This is a genomic window from Algoriphagus winogradskyi (genome assembly GCF_900182815.1).
Taxonomy (GTDB): Bacteria; Bacteroidota; Bacteroidia; order Cytophagales; family Cyclobacteriaceae; genus Algoriphagus; species Algoriphagus winogradskyi.
The window spans coordinates 1-22,531 of sequence record NZ_FXUA01000009.1 but is presented as its reverse complement, the minus strand read 5'-3'; the positions used below and the strand labels follow the sequence as shown (position 1 = coordinate 22,531).

Genomic DNA, 22,531 nt, shown 5'->3' with positions numbered 1-22,531 from the left:
TCACCGACTTTTTTATGTGTTTCACCGACTTTTAGGTTGAGTTGGCCTTTTGTTCATTTCTTAAGAATGTCCCGTCCAGTACTTTCGATCATCATTAAAAAATGAATGAGGTGAAATCGAGCAGGAATCAGAAGCCCTATGCAGGAATGATGATTAATCAGGCGAGATTCCATTTGGCTTTACAAAACTAATTACAAAACAGATGAAACGAAATCGCATAAACAACAATGATGGAGGGATGGTCTTCGGATTTATAATCCTCGCAGTAGGTGTCCTGATTTTACTTAGAAAGCTAGATATTTTCTATCCTGATTGGTTATTATCCTGGCCGATGATTTTAATCGCAATAGGGGTGATTACTTTGGTTAAGCATGAGTTCAAAAGTTTCTTTGGAGTATTGATGCTAGGTGTAGGTTTATTCTTTTTACTTGAGCAGGAATTTGATTTTCATTTCGGATTGCAGCGATTTATTTTCCCAATAGCTCTTATCCTGGTCGGTATTTATCTGATTACAAAAAAGCGGCAAGAGCAGCAGGTTTTAAATGATATTCAGGAAAAAATCAGGGCTAAATCTACCGCTTCCCCAGCTTCTGGTGAGGAATATAAAATAGGCGAGGAGTATAATAAAGGAGAAAAATCTTCTTTTTCAAGCCAAGCTTCCGGAGCTAAATCTTACTCAGGAATGTCTGGTGTTTCTGGTACCAGCTACTCAGATAGTGTTTCTATAGATTCTATCTTCAGCGGAATAAATAAAAGAATGCTTACCAAGAATTTCCAAGGAGGTAAACTGACTGCTGCCTTTGGGGGGATTGACCTAGACCTGACTCAATCAGACTTTTCTGGCATGGTGACCCTTCAGGTAGATGTGATTTTCGGCGGTGTGAAATTAGTAGTTCCTCCGCACTGGGATGTACGGGTAGAAGTAACCAACATCGCTGCAGGAGTGGAAGATAAGCGGGTGTACCGTCAGTCGGAAGTGGATTCAGATAAAGTTATGGTGATCAGGGGAACAGTCTTCTTTGGTGGCTTGGAAATCAAATCTTATTAACGAAATTCCTTTCTTAAAACCACCAAATTTTGTTTTCTAAAGCATTTTCAAACCCTTCTAAAAGTATTTGGATCGTACAAGGAGCCGGAGTAATCTGGTTCCTTGTTACATTTGGGTTGCTAGTTTTTTATGGAATTGATCAGTCTACAGCTATAGTCGATTCCTTAGTTTTTGCCTTGCTTTTCTCTCTGGGAGTAAATATGCTGGATCGGGTTTTCGGCTTTTATATTCCCAAAGGAAGCAATAACTGGTTGCTTCTGGGAGTGCCTTTGATATTCAGTTTCTTGGCTGTTCTTTCCCACCAATATTTACTCAGGTGGATTTATTCTGATCAGGAGACTTACCGGGATTTTCTCAAGTCGCACTTTTACCTCAGATGGGCAATTTTGGGATTGGCGGAGACACTTGTGGGGCTCATTGCAATTGTAGTTTCGAAATTAGAACAGCAAAATGAAGCCCAGAAAAGAGAGGTAATGATGAATGAACTTTCGCGGGAAGCAGAGTTGACCCAGTTGAGACAGCAGCTACAGCCACATTTTCTATTTAACAGTCTGAATTCTATAAGTGCACTCACTGTCTCTCAACCCCAAAAAGCCAGAGAAATGGTGCTTCAGCTTTCAGATTTTCTTCGCGGAACAATCAGAAAAGACCATCAGCAGTGGGTGAGCTTAGACGAGGAATTGACTTATCTAAAGATGTATTTGGATATAGAGCGGGTGCGATTTGGGCATAGGTTAGAGGTGGTTTTTGATTTGGCTGATGAAGTAAAGCAAATGCGAGTGCCCCAGTTATTGATTCAGCCGCTATTGGAGAATGCCATAAAACATGGGCTTTATGGGATCACGGAGGACGTGAAAATACTTGTTCAAGCATATAAGGAGCAAAATTATTTGATGCTGAAAATCGAAAATCCTTTTGATCCTGAGGTGGCTGCTCCCAAAGGAACTGGCTTTGGATTAAGTTCAGTAGATCGACGACTATTTTTGCTTTTTGGCAGGAAAGATCTCTTGGAGTCTAAAGCTGAGGACTCGCTTTTTACTGTTATTTTAAAAATACCCCAACAGAAATGATCAAAACTTTAATCATAGATGATGAGCCTTTGGCTGCTAGTATTGTGCAGGAGTTTTTAGCAAATTTCCCTCAGTTTGAACTCGTAGGAGTTTACCAAAATGGATTTCAGGGACTTAAAGCTATTCAAGAACATAACCCCGATTTGATTTTTTTGGACGTACAGATGCCTAAAATTACCGGTTTTGAAATGCTCGAACTCCTAGATGAGCCTCCGGCGGTTATTTTCACTACGGCTTTCGATCAGTATGCTCTGAAAGCCTTTGATGCGATGGCGATTGATTACTTGCTGAAACCTTTTTCTCAGGAGCGATTTAATCAGGCTATAGATAAGTTTCTTGCCCAGCAAGCGGGGGCAGACGAAAGCACTCAAAAACTGAATGAGTTGGCTGAAAAAAGAAATCGGCTGGTGGTCAGAGTTAAGAATGAGATCAAAATTATTCCTACACACGAAGCGATTTTTTTTGAGGCCGAGGACGATTACATCGCTATTCATACAGCTTCGGGTAAATACCTAAAGAAGATGACCATGAAATCTCTCGAGGAAGCTTTGGATCCCAGTAAGTTTGTGCGTGTGCATAGGTCATACCTGATCAACTTGAATGAGATCACCAAAATAGAGCCCTATGAGCGTGATAATTACCTGGTGTTATTACGAGGAGGTGAGAAGGTGCCAGTGAGTAAGACAGGGTATTCTAGGCTGAGACAGGTTTTGGGCTTATAGTTTTCAGTGAACAGTTGCGGTTTTTAGTTGTCAGGGATCAGTCGCAGTTTTCAGTTGCGAGTGTTCAAGCCTGAATACTTTTACTAATTGAGTCTTCAGACTGCAAGGTCATGCGAACTACTTAGTGACTCTGCGAAATCTCTGCGTCCTCTGTGGTTAAAATAGTCCAGGTTACAAAAAAGAAAAAGCCCCGATCACTCAGGGCTTTTTTCATTTAATATTCGTCTTCGTTGAAGAAGAAATCGTCTTTGGTCGGATAATCTGGCCAAATTTCTTCGATGGTCTCATAAGGTTCTCCATCATCTTCTAATTCTTGAAGGTTTTCTACTACTTCCATTGGTGCGCCGGATCGGATGGCATAATCAATTAATTCATCCTTGGTGGCTGGCCAGGGTGCGTCCTCTAAATAGGATGCTAATTCGAGTGTCCAGTACATAGTGTTTGTTTTAAAGGAGTTCCGGAGTTAAAGGGTGCAAAATTATTCTTTTTTTGAAATATTCAGCGTTGTTTTATTATTTAAAAGAAAGTTGCTTCAAAATATAATTTTTTACATCAACCTTTCTCTTCACGGCAAATAGTTTTTTCTTCATCATTATATCAAAATCAGCTGACTGAACGCGGAAATTCTCCGTATTGTTTTGTGCCGCTTCCAGCTCAGTTTGATCTCTTTTCAATAAATCTTTTAGTAAAGCAGTTTTTATCTGAATTTGTTCCGCTTCTGGTTTTTCGTCAAAGTCAGGGTACTTACCATGTACAAGTTTCTCTAAGAAGGCTTTCTCAAATACGATGTCGGAGAAGAATTGGAATGATCTTACGATCAAATTAGCCTCTCTTGGTTTGCGTGGGGGTAATTTTCTCCATTCTTCCTGAATCGCTTTGGCTCTCCCAATGAGTTCGTATGACGTTGGTTTACCTGCTAATGTTTTGATTTCTTCCGTTAAAGTCTCCACCTTCCGCATTAGTTCCCTTGGGTTCATTTGCGGTCCAGTTTGAAGGGTCCTTTTGTATCTGGAGAAAATTCGGTTGTTCAACCTGGAAAACTCATCCCATAGCGGTTGTCTCTTCTCAGCGGGTACTTTACCGGCTTCTTTCCATTGACGTTGGATTTTCTTTGAAATATCAAAAGCAGTCTTAGCATCAGGAAAATCATGTGCTTCCCTAGCCTGAACAACTAACGCTTCATATACTTTGATATTTTCTTCGGCCTGAAGTGCGAGTCCTTCGAAGAAATGTCTTCTGTTTTCGAAGAAATGCTGCACGATGTCGTTGAAAGTGCCTTCTATTTCTTCCTGATGTTCCTTGTCAACAGGGCCGGTTTTGATCCAGCGGAGTTTTAATTCCTTGTAAAACTCGGTAGTTTCTTTCCAGTCCGTATCGTCTTTTTTCTCTTCGGCTTCTTGAATCAATGCTTTTTTGACCTCAAGATTTTTGGTGCGATTTACCTGAATTATTTCGTTTAGGAATTCTTCTTGTTCGCTAAGATCTTTAATTAGGGGTTCGAAATCTCCCAATGCATCAGACTGCATAAGAGATTCTCTGAGGTGAATAAGTTTCATCAGGAAAGACCCCTTGTTCTGGTTTTCCTGAATATCATTCTTGAGTTTCTCTACTTTTTGTTTGAGTTGTTCAAATCTATCCTCAAAATATTTTAGTGTAGAGGCCTCATCTTCTTTTACTTCTCCGATTACCCTATCGTCCTGCCCCAAAAATCCCCTCAAATAAACTTTGTCGTTTTTGATATATCCATACGGATGCTCCATTGCTCTACAGTAGGTTAGGTGGCGGTTTTCGAATTTCCGCAAATTAATTAATTCAAAAGCACTTATCCTAAGAAAGCGGTTTTTTTGCCATCTTTGATTCTTAAGCGCAATTTCTAAGTAAAAATATAACGCATGAGTTCAGAAAAAATCATCTTTTCCATGGCAGGAGTTTCAAAAATTTATCCGCCACAGAAAAAAGTCCTTAAAGATATCTACCTCTCATTTTTTTATGGAGCCAAAATCGGTGTTCTCGGTTTGAACGGTTCGGGTAAATCTTCTCTTCTTAAAATCATCGCTGGAATGGACAAGGAATTCCAAGGTGAGGTTGTTTGGTCTCCTGGATACACCGTGGGGATGCTGGAGCAGGAACCAAAGCTTGATCCTACCAAAACAGTAAAAGAAGTCGTAGAAGAAGCGGTTTCTGAGACGGTCGCTTTGTTAAAAGAATTTGAAGCTATCAATGAGAAATTCATGGATCCAGCATTGATGGAAGATCCTGACGCCATGGATAAGCTAATTGAGAAGCAAGGCGAGGTGCAGGAGAAGCTTGACGCAGCTAACGCGTGGGAACTTGACGTGATGCTGGATAAAGCTATGGATGCGCTTAGACTTCCTCCTAGTGATGCTAACGTCGCTAATCTTTCAGGTGGTGAAAAGAGACGCGTGGCACTTTGCCGACTTTTATTACAGGAGCCGGATGTATTGTTGCTCGATGAACCTACCAACCACCTGGACGCTGAGTCAGTACATTGGCTGGAGCAACATCTCCAGAATTATAAGGGAACGGTCATCGCAGTAACCCACGATAGATACTTCTTGGATAACGTTGCCGGTTGGATTCTTGAGCTGGATCGTGGCGAGGGTATTCCATGGAAAGGAAATTATTCTTCTTGGCTTGATCAAAAGCAAAACCGATTGAAGCAAGAGGAAAAGACTGAATCCAAGCGTCAGAAAACATTGGAAAGAGAGTTGGAGTGGATCAGAATGACCCCGAAAGCCCGTCAGGCGAAAGGTAAGGCTCGTTTGAGTGCGTATGATAGATTGGTGGGAGAGGAGTCCAAAGAAAGAGAAGCGAAGTTGGAATTGTTTATTCCTCCAGGACCTCGTCTGGGAGCGAAAGTGATCGAAGTGAATGGGGTTTCTAAAGCTTTTGGAGACAAGTTGCTTTTCGAAAACCTGACTTTTGCCTTGCCACAGGGTGGTATAGTCGGCGTGATCGGGCCAAATGGTGCGGGTAAATCCACACTTTTCAAATTGATTACTGGTCAGGAAAAACCGGATGCAGGAAATTTCGAAGTAGGAGAGACTGTGCAGTTGGCGTATGTGGATCAGGGACATGATTCCTTGGACCCAAACAAGACAGTGTACCAGACAATTTCCGAGGGAAATGAGCTGATGATGCTGGGCAATAAAGAAGTGAATGCTAGAGCTTATGTCTCTAAGTTTAACTTCGGTGGAGGAGATCAGGAGAAAAAAGTCGGTGTGCTTTCCGGAGGTGAGCGAAACCGGGTTCACTTGGCGTTGACGCTGAAAGAAGGTGGAAACCTATTGCTTCTCGATGAGCCTACCAATGACTTGGATGTGAATACACTTCGAGCGCTGGAAGAAGCTTTGGAAAACTTCGGCGGATGTGCAGTAGTCATTTCCCACGATAGATGGTTCTTGGATAGAATCTGTACGCATATTTTGGCTTTCGAAGGAGATTCTCAGGTGGTGTGGTTTGAAGGAAACTTCTCCGACTATGAAGAGAATAAGAAGAAAAGATTGGGTGATGTAGAGCCTAAGAGGATTCGATATAAGAATTTGAAGTAAAGTCTGAAAGCTAAAGTTAAAAAGCTGAAAAGCTATTTCCTAGGTTAATAACCTTTGGGGTGTCACCCTGAGCGAAGTCGAAGGGTCTCTTCGATGGGTTATATTCTGGAAGTTTTTCTATTAAATCTTAGAACCTCTTTCAATCTTGATAATCAGGCTTGGAGGAGGTTTTTATTTTTATAGGTTTAGTTGAATGAGCTGGTTTTTATCTATCCTTTTAGCTCTTTTATTTCCTCTTCAACTCCAAAACTGTAATCTCTGGCCATATCCCGACCCTCCCCGGAAAGGCTAAAAATCCAAATCCACGGTTGACATGTAATTGTCGGCCCAGTTCCTCGTACAGTCCAGCCCATTTCGGGTAGCGAAGAGAAGCTGGACTCCATTTGATAAAACCGGGGATCTCGATTCCAAACTGCATTCCGTGGGTATGTCCACTCAAGGTGAGGTGGATAAATTGGGAGAAATTTTTCACCTGCTCATCAAAATGGGAGGGGTCGTGGCTCATCAGAATTTTAAAGCTTTGGTCGCTGAGGTTTGCTGTAGCTTTCTTCAGGTCTCCATATTGCCCAAATCCCTTTCCCCAATTCTCTATGCCAATCAGGTCTATGCTTGCGCTTCCTCGTTCAAGCTTGATATTTTCATTTCTCAAGAGGGTAAAACCCAATTCTTTTTGGATTTCATACAGACGCAGCATATTTGCCGCTTTGGCCTCCTTGCTTGGCCAGGAAACGTAATCTCCATAGTCATGATTTCCCAAGATGGAGTAAATACCCATAGGTGCCCTCAGCTTTTTGAAAGTATCAATCCAAGGTTCCATTTCTGTTGCTTGGTTGTTCACCAGATCTCCAGTAAATAGGATGACATCTGACCCTTGCTCATTTATTAGCTCAACTCCATATTCCAGCTTCTTTTTATTGTCAAAACTTCCAGAGTGTATATCTGAAATCTGAGTAATCGTAAAGCCATCAAACTCCTCAGGTAGGTCGTCAAATTCCAGGGTATGGTTTACTACACGGTATCTGTATTTGCCTATTAATACGCCATGCAATATTCCTAAAAAAGGAATTGCAGAAAGAACCAATGCAGTTTGACTGATGAATTTTCTGCGATCAGCTAGAAAATCACCTTCACGGTTGCCGGTAAGGGATTGATAGGTTCCGCTTAAAAAGCGGACGAGATCTTCTCCAAATAGAAATGCCAGAATGATCAACTTTGGAATCAGCGACAGCACAAGCAAGGAAATTACTCTACCAAAGTTGGGAGTGGGGCTACTACGGCTGAAGGTCAGAAAACCGTAAGCGACAAAAACGTAAACTGAAATAGAGAAGATCCAAAAGCCGATCTTAATCCAGTTTTGCTCAGGGAATATTGTCGAGAATGCTTGATAGGAATACCAGTCGATGAGGAAAACAAAGACTAGGAGGATTATAATACGAAGCAATAGAAAGAGGAATTATAAGATGATTTGCCAGAGAATTTAAAACCTAAGGGAAACTAGGATAACCCCTTTACGCAAAAGAAAAGGTTATTGGTTGACTTAGATGCAATTATTTATACTTCAAAGATGAAAGGCCCAGTCTCCATTTTTGATTCTGGGTCTATTTTGTTTTCGGCTGAGTCACCTGGTAGTTATGATCATACAATCCCAACTGTCGCTTTTTCCAAACGGCTCCTTCCAAGAATACAGGATGAGGTAGATTTACATCCCACACCCCAAGTTTTTTTAATAAGTAAGCAGTCTTGTCGAGGTTCTTCAATGCCAAATCGTTTTGTTCGGATGGGTCATCAGACAGATTGTAAAGCATCGGCATCCTGTCTGGAATACTTACCAGTTTCCAGTCGCCTTCCCGAATAGCTCGGCTGATTGTGAATTTCCAAGTCATCTCCCGATTGGCAAGTGGAGCAGTTTTTCCTGTTAGGTGAGGAATTAAATCAACTCCGGAAAACATATTCCTATCGGTATCTTTGTCTCCAGCTAAAGCAAGAAATGTAGGGACAATATCAAGAGAAGTCACTTGCTCTTGGTAAACCATGTTTTTTGGCAGCAAGCCAGGTAAATTCATGACAAAAGGAACGTGGATTCCGCCTTCCAATAAAATTCCTTTTTGTCCTCTATAAGGCGCATTGATCGAAGCATTGCTATCCGTTGGTCCGCCATTATCGCTGAAGAATACCACCAAGGTGTTTTCCTTCAGGCCTTGATCTTTGAGTGATTTCATGATTTTCCCTACATTCAAATCCAATCTATGCACCATTGCAGCATAAGTGCGGCGCTTTTTATCTTCAATGTGTTGATACAATGCCAAGTCTTCTTCCAATGCCTGCATGGGTGTATGTGGAGCATTGAATGCGGCAAAGAGAAAAAACGGTTTGTCCTTATGTCGAGTGATAAAATCCACACTCTCGTTGCCCACATCATCTGTTATATAGGTGATTGGGTCTGGAGTTTTGAAATTGCTTTCCAAAGGTTCTTTGTATCCCTTTCCATCAGGCAGGGATTCAAAATAATCGTGTCCACCGCCAGTATATCCCCAGAATTCATCGAAACCTCTCTTCAAAGGATGGAACTTCGCCTCTTTTCCCAAGTGCCATTTTCCAATTAAGCCATTCACATAGCCAAGTTTGTTCAGGTGATCGGCTAAGGTTTGTTGGGTGAGCGGAAGCCCGTTGTATTCAGGGTCAAATCCAGGTTCAACTCCCCCTAGATTATTGTCGTGCCCAAACTCAACTTGATTGATTCCAGTGATAAATCCTGCTCTGGAAGGGCTGCAAACTGCCGAAGAAACGTAGCCTTGAGTAAAGGTGACTCCATCGGCTGCAAGTTGATCGATATGAGGTGTTTTGATCTGAGTGCTACCTGTGAAACCTAAATCTCCATAGCCTAAATCATCAGCTACAATCAAAACCAAATTGTAATGTGTTGCCTTGGCAGGGTTAGAAAGTGAGTCAATTGTGGCTTGGCAAATTATTGGCCTAAGTACAAGTACTAAAAGGAAAATGGATGTGAAAATATTTTTCATTTCAAGGATTTCTTCTTATACTGAAAGTGGCAATGATAATACAAAATTGAAGTTATGAACTTCGATTTTATATCGATGGGTTAATTTAGGTTTTTTGCCCTAGAGTGTAATTTCTAAAAGTAAATTAGTAACAGTATATGTGTCGCTAAAACTAAGTTTTTGAAGAAAAATTTATAATTTAAAGTTATGGCAAAAATTCCTTTGGTCTTTATAAGTTTCTTTTTGGTGCTGGTTTCGATTGGGCTGATAAGCTCTTTTCAAAAATCAGAATGGACAGCGTTTGCCCTACTGCTTGTCACTGGATTAGGCTTGATTTTCGGCCAGTTGATATTTTACTGGGAGATCAAAAAAAATCAAAAAAATGAGTAGAGGAATTATGTTCGTACATCTGGGTTTGATTGCCATGGCTCTTGGACTAGGAGGATTTTCAATTTATCGAAAGGGATTTATGCCCGACGATGATCCCAATTTTTCTGCTATCGCCATGGGCTGTATAGTCCTTTCTCAAGGAATTTTAATAGTAAGTGGATTGTATAGGGATAGGAAAGGAAAACCACCTGTCTTATAAAAAATGCACCTAAAGCGATGAGTAAAAGCCTATAGAGCGCCTATATGGCTTGCCTTTTGTATTAATTATACTCTTGACCTTGGTGAAGCTTGTGGTGCTTTTTCCCGTTCCAAATTGGCTTATGGCCATGGTCCTTGTAAAAGGAGCTGTGACCTTTTGTTTGAATGCTTATTTGCAAAGGGAGAGGAATCGATCTTGATTTTTGATAGATAGTTTATCCCATCAAAAGGGTAAATTAATGTGTTATCGGTAAAAAAATACATTCAAGCTGCTTCGGTCTCCCTTCCGCGGTCTTCCTGCAGAGTTAGCGAATGAATTATGCTGATTTTGATTTTTATGGTCGACCATATATTTAAGTATTTCTACACTTTGCGATACTTTCATTCCTCTTTTTTGTTTCTTTACACCCGAATTATTTTGCATTCAGCCTAATAGACCTATGAGACAGCAACTCCTAAGATCCGGAGCGGAAGAATTGACCTATGAGATTCGTGGTATAGTGAAGAAAGCGCGTCAGGTCGAGGCCTTGGGCTATTCTATGACATGGGAAAACATCGGCGATCCTATTCAAAAGAGCAATCATGTGCCTGATTGGATGAAAGAGATTATCGCTGATTTATTGAAAGAGGATAAAACTTACGGCTACGCGGACTCCAAAGGAGTGCTGGAAACCCGGAGATTTCTTGCTACTCTAAATAATGAAAGAGGGGGCACCCAAATCACAGCAGAGGATATTTTATTCTTCAACGGCTTGGGTGATGCTATCGCAAAACTGTATCAGTTTTTGATCCCTACGGCAAGAATTATCGGTCCATCTCCAGCATACAGTACCCATAGTTCTGCTGAAGCTGCTCATGCCAATGCTGCACCAATTACCTATAAACTTGACCCTGATAATCAATGGCTTCCAGATATGGAAGACCTGTATCTAAAGGTCCGTTATAATCCATCAATCGTTGGAATCTTGATAATCAATCCTGATAATCCAACAGGGATGGTGTATCCAAGGGAGGTTTTGGAGGCTTTTGTGAAAATAGCTGAGGAGTTTAATCTCCTGCTCATCACCGATGAGATTTATCAGAATATTACCTACAACGGAATTACAGCTGTTCCACTTGCCGAAGTAATCGGTGACAGACCTGCAATTTCACTGAAAGGGATTTCCAAAGAATTTCCTTGGCCGGGTTCACGCTGTGGTTGGATGGAATTTTATAACCGGGAATCTTCTAAGGAATTCTCCAAGCTTTGCCAGACGCTGGAAAATGCCAAAATGATAGAGGTTTGCTCTACTATCTTGCCTCAGCTAGCTATCCCAAAAATCATGAAGCATCCAGCTTACTTTAAGTACAGGGAAGAAGCAAATGCCCAAATTGGCAAGCGAAGCGAGTGGATGAGTGAAATCTTGGGGGATATTCCTGGAATCAAATTTAATCCTACTCAAGGAGCGTTTTATAACACCATCGTATTTGAGGAGGGAGTATTGAAAGAAGATCAGTTTCTACCGATTGAAGATAAGAAATTAAAAAGTTTGCTGGATTCATGGCTGGAAGAGAAAAACATGCCTTTGGATAAGCGCTTTGTTTATAATTTATTGGCTGCCGAGCAGATTTGCGTGGTTCCTATTTCCTCTTTTTGCTCAGATTTGAGAGGTTTCCGAGTGACGCTTTTGGAGGAGAATGAGGAAGTGTTTAAGAATACGTTTAGGAGACTTGGGAATGCGATTAGGAGGTATTTGAAGTCGGAAGTGGAAGTTTAGATTTAAAAGTCAGAATTATAAAAGTCAGAAGTCTAAAGTGAAAAATCTAAAAACCTGGGCTATTCAGCGCTAAGAGTTTCTCTTGGCATTGATGACCATTGTAGTGAAAATCGCTGTTAACTCGCAGGCTTCTTTATAGAGTGGTTTTATCCTTTCTTCTGGAGAAATTCCTGATTCAGAAATCAGTTCAAGCCAAAAGATTGTTTCATCAGCTTCCTCTTGAACTACTGATAACTTGGAAATGAATTCAGCTCTGGAGCGACCTCGCTGTGAGGATCTATAATTTGCTCCTATCGAGGTGCCAGATCTGACAATTTGTTTTCCAAGTTCAAACCCAACTGTGTTTTTGGGGAGTTCTGAAACAAGTTTTATGATTTCCAAAGCAAATGCTTTTGTTCTTTGCTTCAAGTCTTTATCCATGATGGTTTACATTTTTAGATTTCAAAATTCATCTTTCTGATTTTCATAGTCTTCAAATACTAATTAGCGAAAACTTTAAGCTTTTTAATTTCATCCTTCTGACTTTCAATGATCTCTCACTTTAATCTTTGAATCTGGAAAAATAACTTCTTCCTCCCCCGATTCCTTCGAAAAAGTCGATAAATCAGGTTGCCCGGCATTGACCCAGGCAGTAAACCAAAAATCAGCTATCATCTTGATGGATTTTTTCATTTGTCGCTCGATCTGGCTGTCCAATGCAAGTGCGTAGGCTTCGGTGAACTCTCTGGAGTAAACACGAACGGTTAAGTTGTTCCGTTCTTCGTAGCTGTATTTTTGATCAGGTGAAAAGCTTTTTGTCAATTCTTTTTCTATTGCCAATACGCTGTCAACTTGTGCATGTGCAGCTGCTACAGCATCCCACAGTGCCAATTGCGGTTTGTCAACATACTCCGCCTGCCCAACCCAAAGCGGATAGTCTTTTGCCTGAAGCTCAGGAATGCGACTTTCCCAGAACCCATGGATTCCTACTTGATCCGTAAGCTGTCCATTGTAATTCACTGTGGTGTGAAGCGGCACATTCAGATCGCCTATGTAATGCCCCAAGTCAGCAGAAAGACGAAGAATAGCAGCCGAGTTCTTGGTTTCGAAAGCTTTGGTAAGGTTTAGAAAAGTGAAATAGGCAGACCAAGGACCGATTCCATTCATTCTCAAGCTGTCTTCGGTGAATTTTTCTACCGCTTCGTTCCAGTATTTTGGTAGAATTTGCAAAGCAGAATCTCCATAATAATCCAAATCTATGTAGTGTTTTTCCGCTTCTCCTTCCACTGCATATCGTCTGCGGTCTGGGTTCACGGCGTTCTCGGTAATGTATTGTATATGAGGTTTGTAGAAGCCGATCATTTCCTCAGGAAGAGAAAAAACAGCAAGTCTATTTATTAAAGAATGCGCATAAAATCCCCAAGTGGCGAAGGTAGCTGAGATCAAAGTCACAGAAAAAATGAGAGCTTGAAAAAATTTCATACCTAAAAATAATCAAAATCTTTGGCAGATAAATGAATGTATAATCGGTATATTTGCCCCGTAAACGATGGTTTTGCCAAATTATTGGATTTGAAAAGGACTGCTTTGATAGGGAATGTTTAAAATTCCTTTGGCAGATTTAATAAATTACAATAACTTTGCACTCCGATTCGGAATAGGGACACGTAAAGAAATTCAATTATAATTAAGATATGGCAAATCACAAATCAGCTCTGAAGAGAATTCGTGCTAACGAAGCTAAGCGTTTGAGAAACAGATATCAGGCTAAAACAACTAGAACTTTCATCAAAAGATTGAAAGCAACTACCGATAAAGTAGAAGCTTCTGAACTTTACAAGAAAGTATCTTCTATGTTGGACAAGTTGGCTAAGAAGAATGTGATTCACAAGAACAACGCAAGTAACAAAAAATCAAGATTGGCCAAGTTCGTTTCTGCTCTAGGTTAATTCTACAAGATTTTATTTCTCTAAAACCCTGCTTGTCAGGGTTTTTTTTGTGCCCTGAAGTAATTAAATTCATAGCTCACTTTTTAATGGATTGCTATGGATTCTTACTCCTCTATCAAAATTTCCCAGCTTGCAGAAGAAGATCGTCCAAGAGAGAAGCTGCTTCTCAAGGGTAGGTCTGCGCTTACCGACGCCGAACTTATTGCAATCTTGATTGGATCAGGTACTCCTTCTGTGAGTGCAGTGGATCTTTCTAAGCACATTCTTGGCAATGTCAATTATGATCTACGTGCTTTGGCAAAACTCTCAATCCAGGATTTGAAGAAATTCAAGGGAATAGGGGAGGCAAAAGCCATCTCAATCATTGCTGCTATGGAATTGGCTCGTAGGAGGAAGGATTCAGAACCTGTGGTAAAGCCTAAGATTACCTGCTCGCAGGATATTTATGATCTGATGCGCCCAGAGTTACTCGATGAGCAGGTTGAGTATTTTTATTTGATTCTATTGAATAGAGGTAATCAGGTGATGAAAAAGTACCTAGTGTCCCAAGGTGGTACTGCAGGAACAGTTGTAGATCCTAAAATCGTTTTTAAAATAGCTTTGGAGCACTTGGCTCAGTCAATAATATTAGTTCATAATCATCCTAGTGGTAATTTAAGCCCCTCTGAACAAGACAAACGGCTGACTCAACGATTGGTCAAAGTAGGCAGAGAATTAGATTTGCCTGTACTTGACCATGTGATTTTTACAGATAGTGGCTACTTTAGCTTCGCCGATGATGGCATTCTCTAATTCCTTTGGAAATAGCCTGCTTCAATCAGATTGTTCTGAAAAGCTTAGCTCGCTATTATTTGGAAATTATTATTGCATATGGCTTTAAAAAGTCAATTATAAACAGATGAAAAACAATACAATTATACTTCTGATTATCTCAGTGGTGGTTTTTGCTGCAGTTGTTTACACTTTGACGAGTGCTGAATCTCCTGAAGATTACATTGAAAAGATAGAGGCTGAGCGGGAAAGACAATTCAAGTTTATCCGCTTCAACTTCGAATCACCTCTTACTGATGAGCAGAAGGCTTCTTTTACCAAATTGAATTTTTACCCAATCGACCCAAACTACAAGGTGAAGGCGCGGATGGTGGCCATAGAAGACAGGAAGGTAAGAGAAGTTCCGCTTACGGATGGGACCAAGGAGAAATACATAGAGCACTCTTGGGCTGAATTTGAAATCAATGGCAAGGCTGAGAAGCTCTTGCTGCTCCAAGCGATTAATGAACCGGATAAGCGAAATTTCTTTTTGGCATTTGCAGATGAAACCAGTGCAGTGGATACCTATGGAGGGGGACGTTATATCAACGCCCGTCAGGATGGGAAGAATAGCATCACCATAGATTTCAATCTGGCATACAATCCATATTGTGCCTATAATCCCGATTATGCTTGCCCGCTGCCACCTAAAGAAAATTTACTGGACATCCCAATTCCAGTTGGGGAGAAAAATTACGAGAAATAGCCTTTTTGCCTAGCTCAAATCTCTTAAATTTGTACGCATTATTGAATAAAATGGGGTTTTCGAACCCCTTTTGTTTATCACGCAGGTCAATTCTGATTTGCTTTATTTAGTACTACGAATGAAAATCTCGATAAATCGATTAAAAAAATATATCCCTCATACCGAATCTGCAGAGGAAATCGGCGCCTTGCTGACGCAGTCTGGTTTGGAAGTGGAGGGAATAGAAGAATTTGTTTCAGTCAAAGGAGGTCTTGAAGGCATTGTGATTGGAGAGGTGTTGACCTGCGAAAAGCATCCCAATGCTGATAAATTAAGCATTACCACTGTAGACATTGGAACTGGAATTTCACCGATTGTTTGCGGAGCACCAAATGTGGCCAAAGGCCAAAAGGTATTGGTTGCAACGGTTGGAGCTACACTTTTTCCATCGGAAGGAGATTCATTCCAGATCAAAAAAGCAAAGATCAGAGGCGCGGTTTCCGAAGGGATGATCTGCGCTGAGGATGAGTTAGGCCTAGGGTCCAGCCATGCCGGGATTATGGTTTTGGATACCGACTTGCCAAATGGTACTCCTGCCTCAAAATACATTGAGATTGGTCAGGATCAGGTGTTAGAAATCGGTTTAACGCCAAACCGTGCAGATGCAGCTTCCCATTTAGGAGTTGCGAGAGATTTGAAAGCGCTCTTGGGAAAGGATTTAGTGATCGATGCTGCGCCTGAATTGAACCTAGAGGCTTCTGGTCCTGTGATTGAGGTGGAAGTTGAAAACACGGCTGATTGTCCACGTTACGCCGGAGTGGTGGTTACCGATTTGAAAGTTGGGCCTTCTCCCGCTTGGCTTCAGAATTTCCTGAAGGCATTGGATTTGGAGCCAATCAATAATGTGGTGGATATCACCAATTTCATTTTGCATGATTTGGGTCAGCCTCTTCACGCATTTGATGTAGAGAAAATTTCCGAAGGAAAAATCATCGTTGGCAAGCTTCCGAAGGACACAGAATTTGTGACTTTAGACGAAAAGAAGCGTAAGCTTTCCGGGGAGGAATTGATGATTAAAGATCCAAAAGGTGGACTGTGCATCGCTGGAGTTTTTGGTGGAGAAGATTCTGGGGTTTCTGATAGCACCACTTCCATTTTCCTGGAGTCAGCTTATTTTTCTCCCGATATCGTGAGAAAAGGATCCCAGTTTCATGGCTTGAAGACAGACGCTTCTTTCCGCTTCGAAAGAGGGACTGATCCTAATATGCCAGTTTATGCACTGAAAATGGCGGTTAAACTGTTGCAGGAAATTGCTGGTGGAAAAGTGAGCTCTGAGCTGATTGATATCTATCCAGAGCCGATCGAGGATTTCGTGATCGACGTGAATTACGGTCATATCAATCGTCTTATCGGAAAGACAATTGAACCTGCTCAGGTGAAATCGATCTTAGAAAGCCTGGAGATCAACGTAGAAAATGAAACGGCAGAGGGCTTTACTGCCACTGCCAAGCCATATAGAGTGGATGTAACTCGGGAAGCCGATATCATCGAAGAGATTTTAAGAATCTACGGTTTCCACAATGTGGAGCTTTCCGAAAACCTAAGAACGGATTACCTCGCAGAACATCCTGTGAAGGATCTGAATAAATTACAGTATCGTCTGACCGAGATTTTAACTGGTCAGGGCTACTACGAGATGATTACCAATAGCTTGACCAAGTCGACTTATGCTGAGAAGTCGGGCTTCCTTAATCCAAAAGACAATGTTGTTATTTACAACAAGCTTAGCGAGGATCTGGATGTGATGCGTCAAAGTTTGCTTTACTCCGGGCTGGAGGTTTTAGCCAGAAATATAAACCGTCGTCAGACCGATTTGAAATACTTTGAGTTTGGAACCGTTTATCATAAGGCTGAGGAAGGATATTCAGAAAGCAGGAGACTTTCTCTTTTCCTAACGGGAAAAAAGACTGCCGAAAGCTGGTTGGAGCCAACCAAGGCATTTGCTTTCGCAGATATTTATTCCACGGTTGAAGCTATTTTGGAAAAGCTGAATGTACAGGCAGGCGATCTTTCTATGATTGAAACTGCGCCTTATGCCTATGGTTTGAAAATCATGCTTGGTCAGAAGGAATTGGCGACAATTGGCTTACTGGACGATAAGATTTTGAAGCAGGCAGAGGTGAGACAGGAAGTGTGGTTTGCTGATTTGAACTGGGATCTACTTTGCAAAAAAGCTACAGGTTTGAAGAAGTTTGAGGAGATCTCAAAATTCCCTGAAGTACGCAGAGACCTTTCCTTGGTGATAGACAAAACAGTGAGCTATGATCAGGTCAAAACGGTAGCCACAAAGTTTGGTGGAAAATTATTGAAAAGAATTGGAGTTTTTGATGTGTACCAAGGTGATAAAATTGATGCAGGCAAAAAGGCATATGCATTAAGTTTTCACTTACAGGATCAGGAAAATACGTTAACTGATAAGGTAATTGACAAAACTATGAGTAAATTGATTCAAGCCTTTGAAAAAGAGGTTGGTGCTTTGATAAGAACATAGAAATGATTCAAGAGGAACTGCAAAAATTAGAGAAACTAGCGCTACAGGCGAGTACTAAATTGCTTGAGATCAGTGAGGAGAATCAGCAATTGAAACAAAAATTATCAGAAGTAAGTACGGCTTTGGATAAAAAAGAGCAGGAAATCGAACATTTTAAAAATAAAATTAAAATTAGTAACATTGTAGACAACCAACCGGTGAATCCGGAACAGTCAACTGAAATGAGTGAACTAATCAATAATTATATACAAGAAATCGATCATTTAATCACCTACTTATCTGAGTGATATGGAGACACTTGCCATCAGATTAAAAATAGGGGATAGAGAATATCCTATGCGCGTGAAGATCGAGGACGAGTCCAAAATCCGGCATGCTGGCAAGCTGATTAATGAAAAATTAAGAAAGTATAAAGAGGAGTACGGACTGGACGATAACCAGGATTTGCTGGCGATGGTAGCCTTCGATTGCATGGTGGAATCGTTAGAAACCAACCAAGTGAACACGGAAGATTCAGAGCATATTAAATCCAGTATTTCTCATATTAACGCCTTGCTAGCTAAGGCGTTGTAATTATTTATAACACAAAAATCAGGAGATTTTTCAGATTCCCCAAGGTCTAATTATATCCAAAATACCTATGGGAGACATACTATATATTGTCCTCGCAGCCCTTGTTGGGACTGGTGCAGGAGCCGCTATTGCTGGCGCATTGATAAAAAATAAAAACGCAAAATTAGAAGAAGAGACTCGGGAACGCGTGAAATCCATGCTCAGAGAAGCTGAGATCAACGCTGAGTCTATCAAGAAAGACAGAATTCTAGAAGCAAAAGAAAAGTACCTCAAGCTGAAATCTGAGTTTGATGAGGAGATGAATAATAAGAAGAATATTATCATCACCAACGAGAATAAAGTTAAGCAAAGAGAGCAGCAGGTTTCCAAGGAATTGGAGCAGGTGAAGCGAAAAGAAGCAGAATTGGATAGTAAATCTGAGAACTTAAATGCTCAATTACATTCTTTAAAAATCAAAAAAGAGGAACTCGATCGAGTAACGAATCAGCGTATCGCAGACCTTGAAAAAGTTGCTAATCTTACCCGTGAAGAAGCTCGTGATCAATTGGTGACTATGCTTACCGAGGAAGCTAATTCCAGAGCCTCTTCCCAGATCAAAGACATTCTTGACGAGGCAAAACTTACAGCTACCAAGCAGGCGAAGAAAATCGTTTTGGATACCATACAGCGTACAGCAACTGAGCATGCTGTGGAAAACTGCGTGTCTGTATTCAACATCGAAAGTGATGATATCAAAGGTAAAATCATTGGTAGAGAAGGAAGAAACATCCGTGCGCTGGAAGCAGCTACAGGTGTGGAGATTGTTGTTGATGATACGCCAGAAGCAATTATTATTTCCGGTTTTGATCCGGTAAGAAGAGAGGTAGCTAGACTTTCACTTCATAGATTGGTGCAGGATGGACGTATTCACCCAGCGAGAATCGAAGAAGTTGTTGCTAAAACTGAAAAGAATATAGAAGAGGAAATCGTCGAGATTGGCGAAAGAACTTGTATAGATCTTGGCATTCACGGTTTGCATCCTGAGTTGATCAGAATGGTAGGACGTATGAGATACAGATCTTCTTACGGTCAAAACCTATTGCAGCACTCAAGGGAAGTGGCTAAGCTTTGTGCTACCATGGCTGCTGAGATGGGCTTGAATGCTAAGATGGCGAAGCGTGCAGGTTTACTTCACGATATCGGGAAAGTATGGCATGAGGAGCAGGAACTACCACACGCAGTATTGGGTATGGAGCTTGCGAAGCGATACAAAGAGCATCCTGAGATTTGCAATGCAATCGGAGCTCACCACGATGAAATCGAGATGACATCCATGATCTCGCCGATTGTACAGGCCTCAGATGCGATATCAGGCGCGAGACCAGGCGCAAGACGCGAAGTGATGGATAGTTACATCAAACGTCTGAAAGACCTTGAGGAGCTTGCTTTGAGCTTTGACGGGGTGAATAAATGCTTTGCTATGCAGGCTGGTCGTGAACTACGGGTTTTAGTAGATGCAGATAATGTAGATGATTCTACTGCGGGCAAACTTTCTTTTGATATTTCTCAGAAAATAGAAAAGGAAATGCAATATCCAGGTCAGATCAAGATTACTGTTATCAGAGAAATGAGATCTGTCAATTACGCTAGATAAAGGAGCAGGAAGACAGAAGACGGAAGACGGGAGTAGCGAACATCGGCTTGGTGCTGTGTTTCTGTTTGAATATTTAATTTAAATGGCAGTTGCTGAAAAGTGGCTGCCATTTTTTGTCACCTCGGCCAGTGTCTCACAGGCCGAAACTTTTCAGTCTAAATGACATGTGATTGCATTGCAGATAGGAAGGCTTCACTGAACAATTATAGTTTAGGTCTGGGGGATACAGACCACTGCGCAAGGAAAACCTTGGTCTATGCCTGTCTTGCAAGTAAGCATGTCTCGCAGACCGATTTAAATTTGGTATAAACCAGTGGCAGATCACCTTAGATAACGTAGATTTTAATCCTTATTTTGAGGTTAGTTACTAATTTAGTAGCTACCATTTTTATTTTAAGCGTATGATGCCTTTGTATAGGATGAACAGTCTTGCAAGTTTGATAGAGGAACTTCGAATATTGTTCAGTAAGGTTCGATTGACAGAGTTTGAAATTCAGGTTCTGGAACAAAAGTTTCCATATTACGCCAGGCTTTCAGAAAAGCACAAAAAGGAATTCAGGGAAAAGCTTCAAGTGATTCTTACTACCAAATCGTTTATAGGTAGGTCAGAAATACGGGTTGTTACTCCAGAAATGAAAATCCTAATCGGAGCAACCATTGTGATGGTGACTTTTGGCTGGCATGACCTTCGTCTACGTCATTTCGATAAAATACTGATCTATCCAGATACCTATTACAGCACTATTTCCAAGAACTATCATCGTGGAGAGGTAAACCCAAGACATGGAATAATTGCAATGTCCTGGAACTGTTTTCTAAATGGAATGGAAAACGAGAAGGATGGAGTTAATCTCGGTATTCATGAAGTTGCACATGCCCTCAAACTGGAAAATCAGATATACTATAACGATGAATGCGAGTTTTTCAACCCTGAAGTGTACGACGCATTTCAGGAGATAGCTTCAGTAGAAATAAGGAAAATTAAATCAGGAGAGCTAACTGTTTTTAGGATAAATGCCGGCATTGACGATGATGAATTTTTTGCTGTGGCATTAGAGACCTTCTTTGAAAAGCCACATGAGTTTTTTGAATATAATCCAGTGCTTTATGGGACATTGGTGAGATTGATGCGGCAGGATCCTAGGGTTTGGGTGAAGAACTAGAATTGTCGCTTGATTATTAGAGCCTTTTTGAATTTACTCTTAACTGCTAATTCTGGACTTAATTACCTCAAAACCATAAAAATACAGGATTTAGATCCTATGATATTATAATGATTCGGGATTTGGTTAGGTTAAGTTAGCTAGTTTTCGGAATTCAAGAAGGCTGAAATCCGCATGATTGAATTTGGAATCAGGCATACTATCTCTTTTTTACTAAATAGACAGTTGCATTTTTCAAAGAAGTTGAAATTAATTAAAAATAAGTTGATTATTCTGAATTTCTAGATTTAACGAATAAATTAGATGATTATGGGGGGGTGGGGTATAACGAAGAATTCAGTAGCTTATTCTGTTATCTGTGCTTGAAATAATACAATTATTTAGTTTGATATAAGTGATTGATTGAGAGTTGTTTGTGTTTGTGGTTTTTATTCATTAAAATGACCTATCAAATTATTTTTCACAACATAACCAATAACAATTATGGAAAAGTTAACAAATGACCAGATGGAAAATCTGGTGGGAGGCGATTATTGCGACGTTCTCTATACAATGATCTTTAAGGGTGAATTTCAAGGAGATGATGAATTGTCTGCGCAAGCAGTTGGATATTTCGATCAGTATTGTAGTGATTATGATCCAAACTAACTTGTCGACGTGTGTTAGTTTATGCTAACACACTTTTTTTCTTTTTTCTTTATTAGCTATTTTCATAACAAACATATGATTAAATTATTGATTTATATAATACCGATCCTGTTAATTGACCCGAGTTATCTTCTGGGTAAATGGAAATTGACAAAATCAGAGGCGCATTTGAATTTAATTGTTTCAGAGGCATTTTTAGCAGGAACAAAAGAACAGCAGGATAAATTATCAAAAATCAATAACTTATACCTTAACAATGCGACATACACTTTTAAAGAAGATTCAATATTTTGGACTGATGTTAGTCCAAGTAAGGAGGTGGTAATTGAAAAATATGGTAAATATATATTGAAGAAAGATACTCTTTTTGTATTTGATGGAGAAAAATTTAAAACTTATAAATTCCTACTTAAAGAGATTAATAGTAATGAAATGGAAATGCGTATTATATTTTCCAATGGGGATATAGCAAGGAGTGCGAGTTATTTTATTAGACAATAATTATTTAGTATGAAGAATATTTATTTGTTTGGGTTAATTTTTTTTTTATTCAATATATTTTGATATTTTTTATAAATAATATTCTTCTCTCTAAATTGGATTTTTATAGTTATTATCAAGGTCAGTTTTCAAATACTAAAATCGAAGAGTTACTCGTTTTTAGAGAATGGTGGCTTTGGGTTTCTTATTTAAGGTAATGTGGCCAAAAATAGTTGGTGTTTTTGGTTTAAATATTTCATATAATTCCTTGCCGTTTTGAAGAGGACTTAAGCTCTGCTGAGGA

At 40.3% G+C, this 22,531-nt stretch carries 22 protein-coding genes; 16 read left to right on the top strand and 6 right to left on the bottom strand.

The window, feature by feature from the left end; all coding sequences use genetic code 11:
- Nucleotides 1–202 precede the first annotated feature (202 nt).
- From QOL76_RS18655 to QOL76_RS18645, 3 genes are read left to right on the top strand one after another with little or no spacing between them, the layout of a single operon-like run.
- Entirely contained in the window at nt 203–1,048 is an 846-nt protein-coding gene (locus QOL76_RS18655) for a LiaF transmembrane domain-containing protein (RefSeq protein WP_283414479.1), read from the top strand.
- A 29-nt stretch (nt 1,049–1,077) separates the two neighbouring features.
- Nucleotides 1,078–2,118, top strand: a complete 1,041-nt coding sequence (locus QOL76_RS18650; RefSeq protein ID WP_283414478.1) for a sensor histidine kinase — start codon at nt 1,078–1,080, stop codon at nt 2,116–2,118.
- Complete coding sequence (locus QOL76_RS18645; RefSeq protein WP_283414477.1) at nt 2,115–2,840, top strand: LytR/AlgR family response regulator transcription factor; 726 nt, start codon at nt 2,115–2,117, stop codon at nt 2,838–2,840. Before QOL76_RS18650 ends, QOL76_RS18645 begins: the two co-directional genes overlap by 4 nt.
- A gap of 214 nt (nt 2,841–3,054) precedes the next feature.
- Here the strand turns inward: QOL76_RS18645 and QOL76_RS18640 are convergent, their stop codons facing one another.
- Together QOL76_RS18640 and QOL76_RS18635 are read right to left on the bottom strand one after the other, a co-directional pair.
- A complete protein-coding gene (locus QOL76_RS18640) occupies nt 3,055–3,276 on the bottom strand; it encodes a DUF2795 domain-containing protein (RefSeq protein WP_024284896.1) in 222 nt (73 codons plus the stop codon).
- A 76-nt stretch (nt 3,277–3,352) separates the two neighbouring features.
- A complete protein-coding gene (locus QOL76_RS18635) occupies nt 3,353–4,600 on the bottom strand; it encodes a DUF349 domain-containing protein (RefSeq protein WP_283414476.1) in 1,248 nt (415 codons plus the stop codon).
- Between the two features lie 132 nt (nt 4,601–4,732).
- Between QOL76_RS18635 and ettA the strand changes: the two genes are divergently transcribed.
- Complete coding sequence (ettA, locus tag QOL76_RS18630; RefSeq protein ID WP_283414475.1) at nt 4,733–6,412, top strand: energy-dependent translational throttle protein EttA; 1,680 nt, start codon at nt 4,733–4,735, stop codon at nt 6,410–6,412.
- A gap of 226 nt (nt 6,413–6,638) precedes the next feature.
- Here ettA and QOL76_RS18625 read toward each other — a convergent pair whose 3' ends face one another.
- Nucleotides 6,639–7,853: a metallophosphoesterase gene (locus QOL76_RS18625; protein ID WP_283414474.1), complete on the bottom strand. Its 1,215-nt coding sequence runs from the start codon at nt 7,851–7,853 to the stop codon at nt 6,639–6,641.
- A gap of 157 nt (nt 7,854–8,010) precedes the next feature.
- Entirely contained in the window at nt 8,011–9,432 is a 1,422-nt protein-coding gene (locus tag QOL76_RS18620) for a sulfatase-like hydrolase/transferase (protein WP_283414473.1), read from the bottom strand.
- A gap of 361 nt (nt 9,433–9,793) precedes the next feature.
- Between QOL76_RS18620 and QOL76_RS18615 the strand changes: the two genes are divergently transcribed.
- Together QOL76_RS18615 and QOL76_RS18610 are read left to right on the top strand one after the other, a co-directional pair.
- A complete protein-coding gene (locus QOL76_RS18615; RefSeq protein ID WP_283414472.1) occupies nt 9,794–10,000 on the top strand; it encodes a hypothetical protein in 207 nt (68 codons plus the stop codon).
- Between the two features lie 439 nt (nt 10,001–10,439).
- Entirely contained in the window at nt 10,440–11,756 is a 1,317-nt protein-coding gene (locus QOL76_RS18610) for a pyridoxal phosphate-dependent aminotransferase (RefSeq protein ID WP_283414471.1), read from the top strand.
- A gap of 69 nt (nt 11,757–11,825) precedes the next feature.
- On the opposite strand, the gene QOL76_RS18605 is transcribed toward QOL76_RS18610, so the two are convergent.
- Together QOL76_RS18605 and QOL76_RS18600 are read right to left on the bottom strand one after the other, a co-directional pair.
- The gene (locus tag QOL76_RS18605) at nt 11,826–12,176 is read right to left on the bottom strand and encodes a four helix bundle protein (RefSeq protein WP_283414470.1); all 351 of its coding nucleotides are present in this window, start codon (nt 12,174–12,176) and stop codon (nt 11,826–11,828) included.
- A 105-nt stretch (nt 12,177–12,281) separates the two neighbouring features.
- Entirely contained in the window at nt 12,282–13,217 is a 936-nt protein-coding gene (locus QOL76_RS18600) for a zinc dependent phospholipase C family protein (RefSeq protein ID WP_283414469.1), read from the bottom strand.
- Nucleotides 13,218–13,429: 212 nt separating this feature from the next.
- Here QOL76_RS18600 and rpsT point away from each other — a divergent pair, with 212 nt between their 5' ends.
- The 10 genes from rpsT (at nt 13,430) to QOL76_RS18550 (ending at nt 22,248) form a co-directional block, all read left to right on the top strand.
- Nucleotides 13,430–13,684 (top strand): 30S ribosomal protein S20, encoded by a 255-nt coding sequence (gene rpsT, locus QOL76_RS18595; protein WP_057937416.1) that lies wholly within the window; start codon nt 13,430–13,432, stop codon nt 13,682–13,684.
- 96 nt (nt 13,685–13,780) lie between these two features.
- Nucleotides 13,781–14,476 carry a RadC family protein gene (gene radC, locus QOL76_RS18590; RefSeq protein WP_283414468.1) on the top strand — a complete coding sequence of 232 codons (696 nt, stop codon included), beginning with the start codon at nt 13,781–13,783 and terminating at the stop codon, nt 14,474–14,476.
- Nucleotides 14,477–14,582: 106 nt separating this feature from the next.
- The gene (locus QOL76_RS18585) at nt 14,583–15,200 is read left to right on the top strand and encodes a DUF1684 domain-containing protein (protein ID WP_283414467.1); all 618 of its coding nucleotides are present in this window, start codon (nt 14,583–14,585) and stop codon (nt 15,198–15,200) included.
- A gap of 118 nt (nt 15,201–15,318) precedes the next feature.
- A complete protein-coding gene (gene pheT / locus QOL76_RS18580) occupies nt 15,319–17,730 on the top strand; it encodes a phenylalanine--tRNA ligase subunit beta (protein WP_283414466.1) in 2,412 nt (803 codons plus the stop codon).
- Nucleotides 17,731–17,732: 2 nt separating this feature from the next.
- The gene (locus tag QOL76_RS18575; RefSeq protein WP_283414465.1) at nt 17,733–18,017 is read left to right on the top strand and encodes a hypothetical protein; all 285 of its coding nucleotides are present in this window, start codon (nt 17,733–17,735) and stop codon (nt 18,015–18,017) included.
- A 1-nt stretch (nt 18,018) separates the two neighbouring features.
- The gene (locus QOL76_RS18570) at nt 18,019–18,303 is read left to right on the top strand and encodes a cell division protein ZapA (protein WP_233754250.1); all 285 of its coding nucleotides are present in this window, start codon (nt 18,019–18,021) and stop codon (nt 18,301–18,303) included.
- A 67-nt stretch (nt 18,304–18,370) separates the two neighbouring features.
- The gene (gene rny, locus QOL76_RS18565; protein ID WP_283414464.1) at nt 18,371–19,936 is read left to right on the top strand and encodes a ribonuclease Y; all 1,566 of its coding nucleotides are present in this window, start codon (nt 18,371–18,373) and stop codon (nt 19,934–19,936) included.
- Between the two features lie 419 nt (nt 19,937–20,355).
- Entirely contained in the window at nt 20,356–21,099 is a 744-nt protein-coding gene (locus tag QOL76_RS18560; RefSeq protein ID WP_283414463.1) for a zinc-dependent peptidase, read from the top strand.
- Nucleotides 21,100–21,582: 483 nt separating this feature from the next.
- Complete coding sequence (locus QOL76_RS18555) at nt 21,583–21,747, top strand: hypothetical protein (RefSeq protein WP_283414462.1); 165 nt, start codon at nt 21,583–21,585, stop codon at nt 21,745–21,747.
- 75 nt (nt 21,748–21,822) lie between these two features.
- Nucleotides 21,823–22,248 carry a hypothetical protein gene (locus QOL76_RS18550; RefSeq protein WP_283414461.1) on the top strand — a complete coding sequence of 142 codons (426 nt, stop codon included), beginning with the start codon at nt 21,823–21,825 and terminating at the stop codon, nt 22,246–22,248.
- The last annotated feature ends 283 nt before the right edge of the window (nt 22,249–22,531 follow it).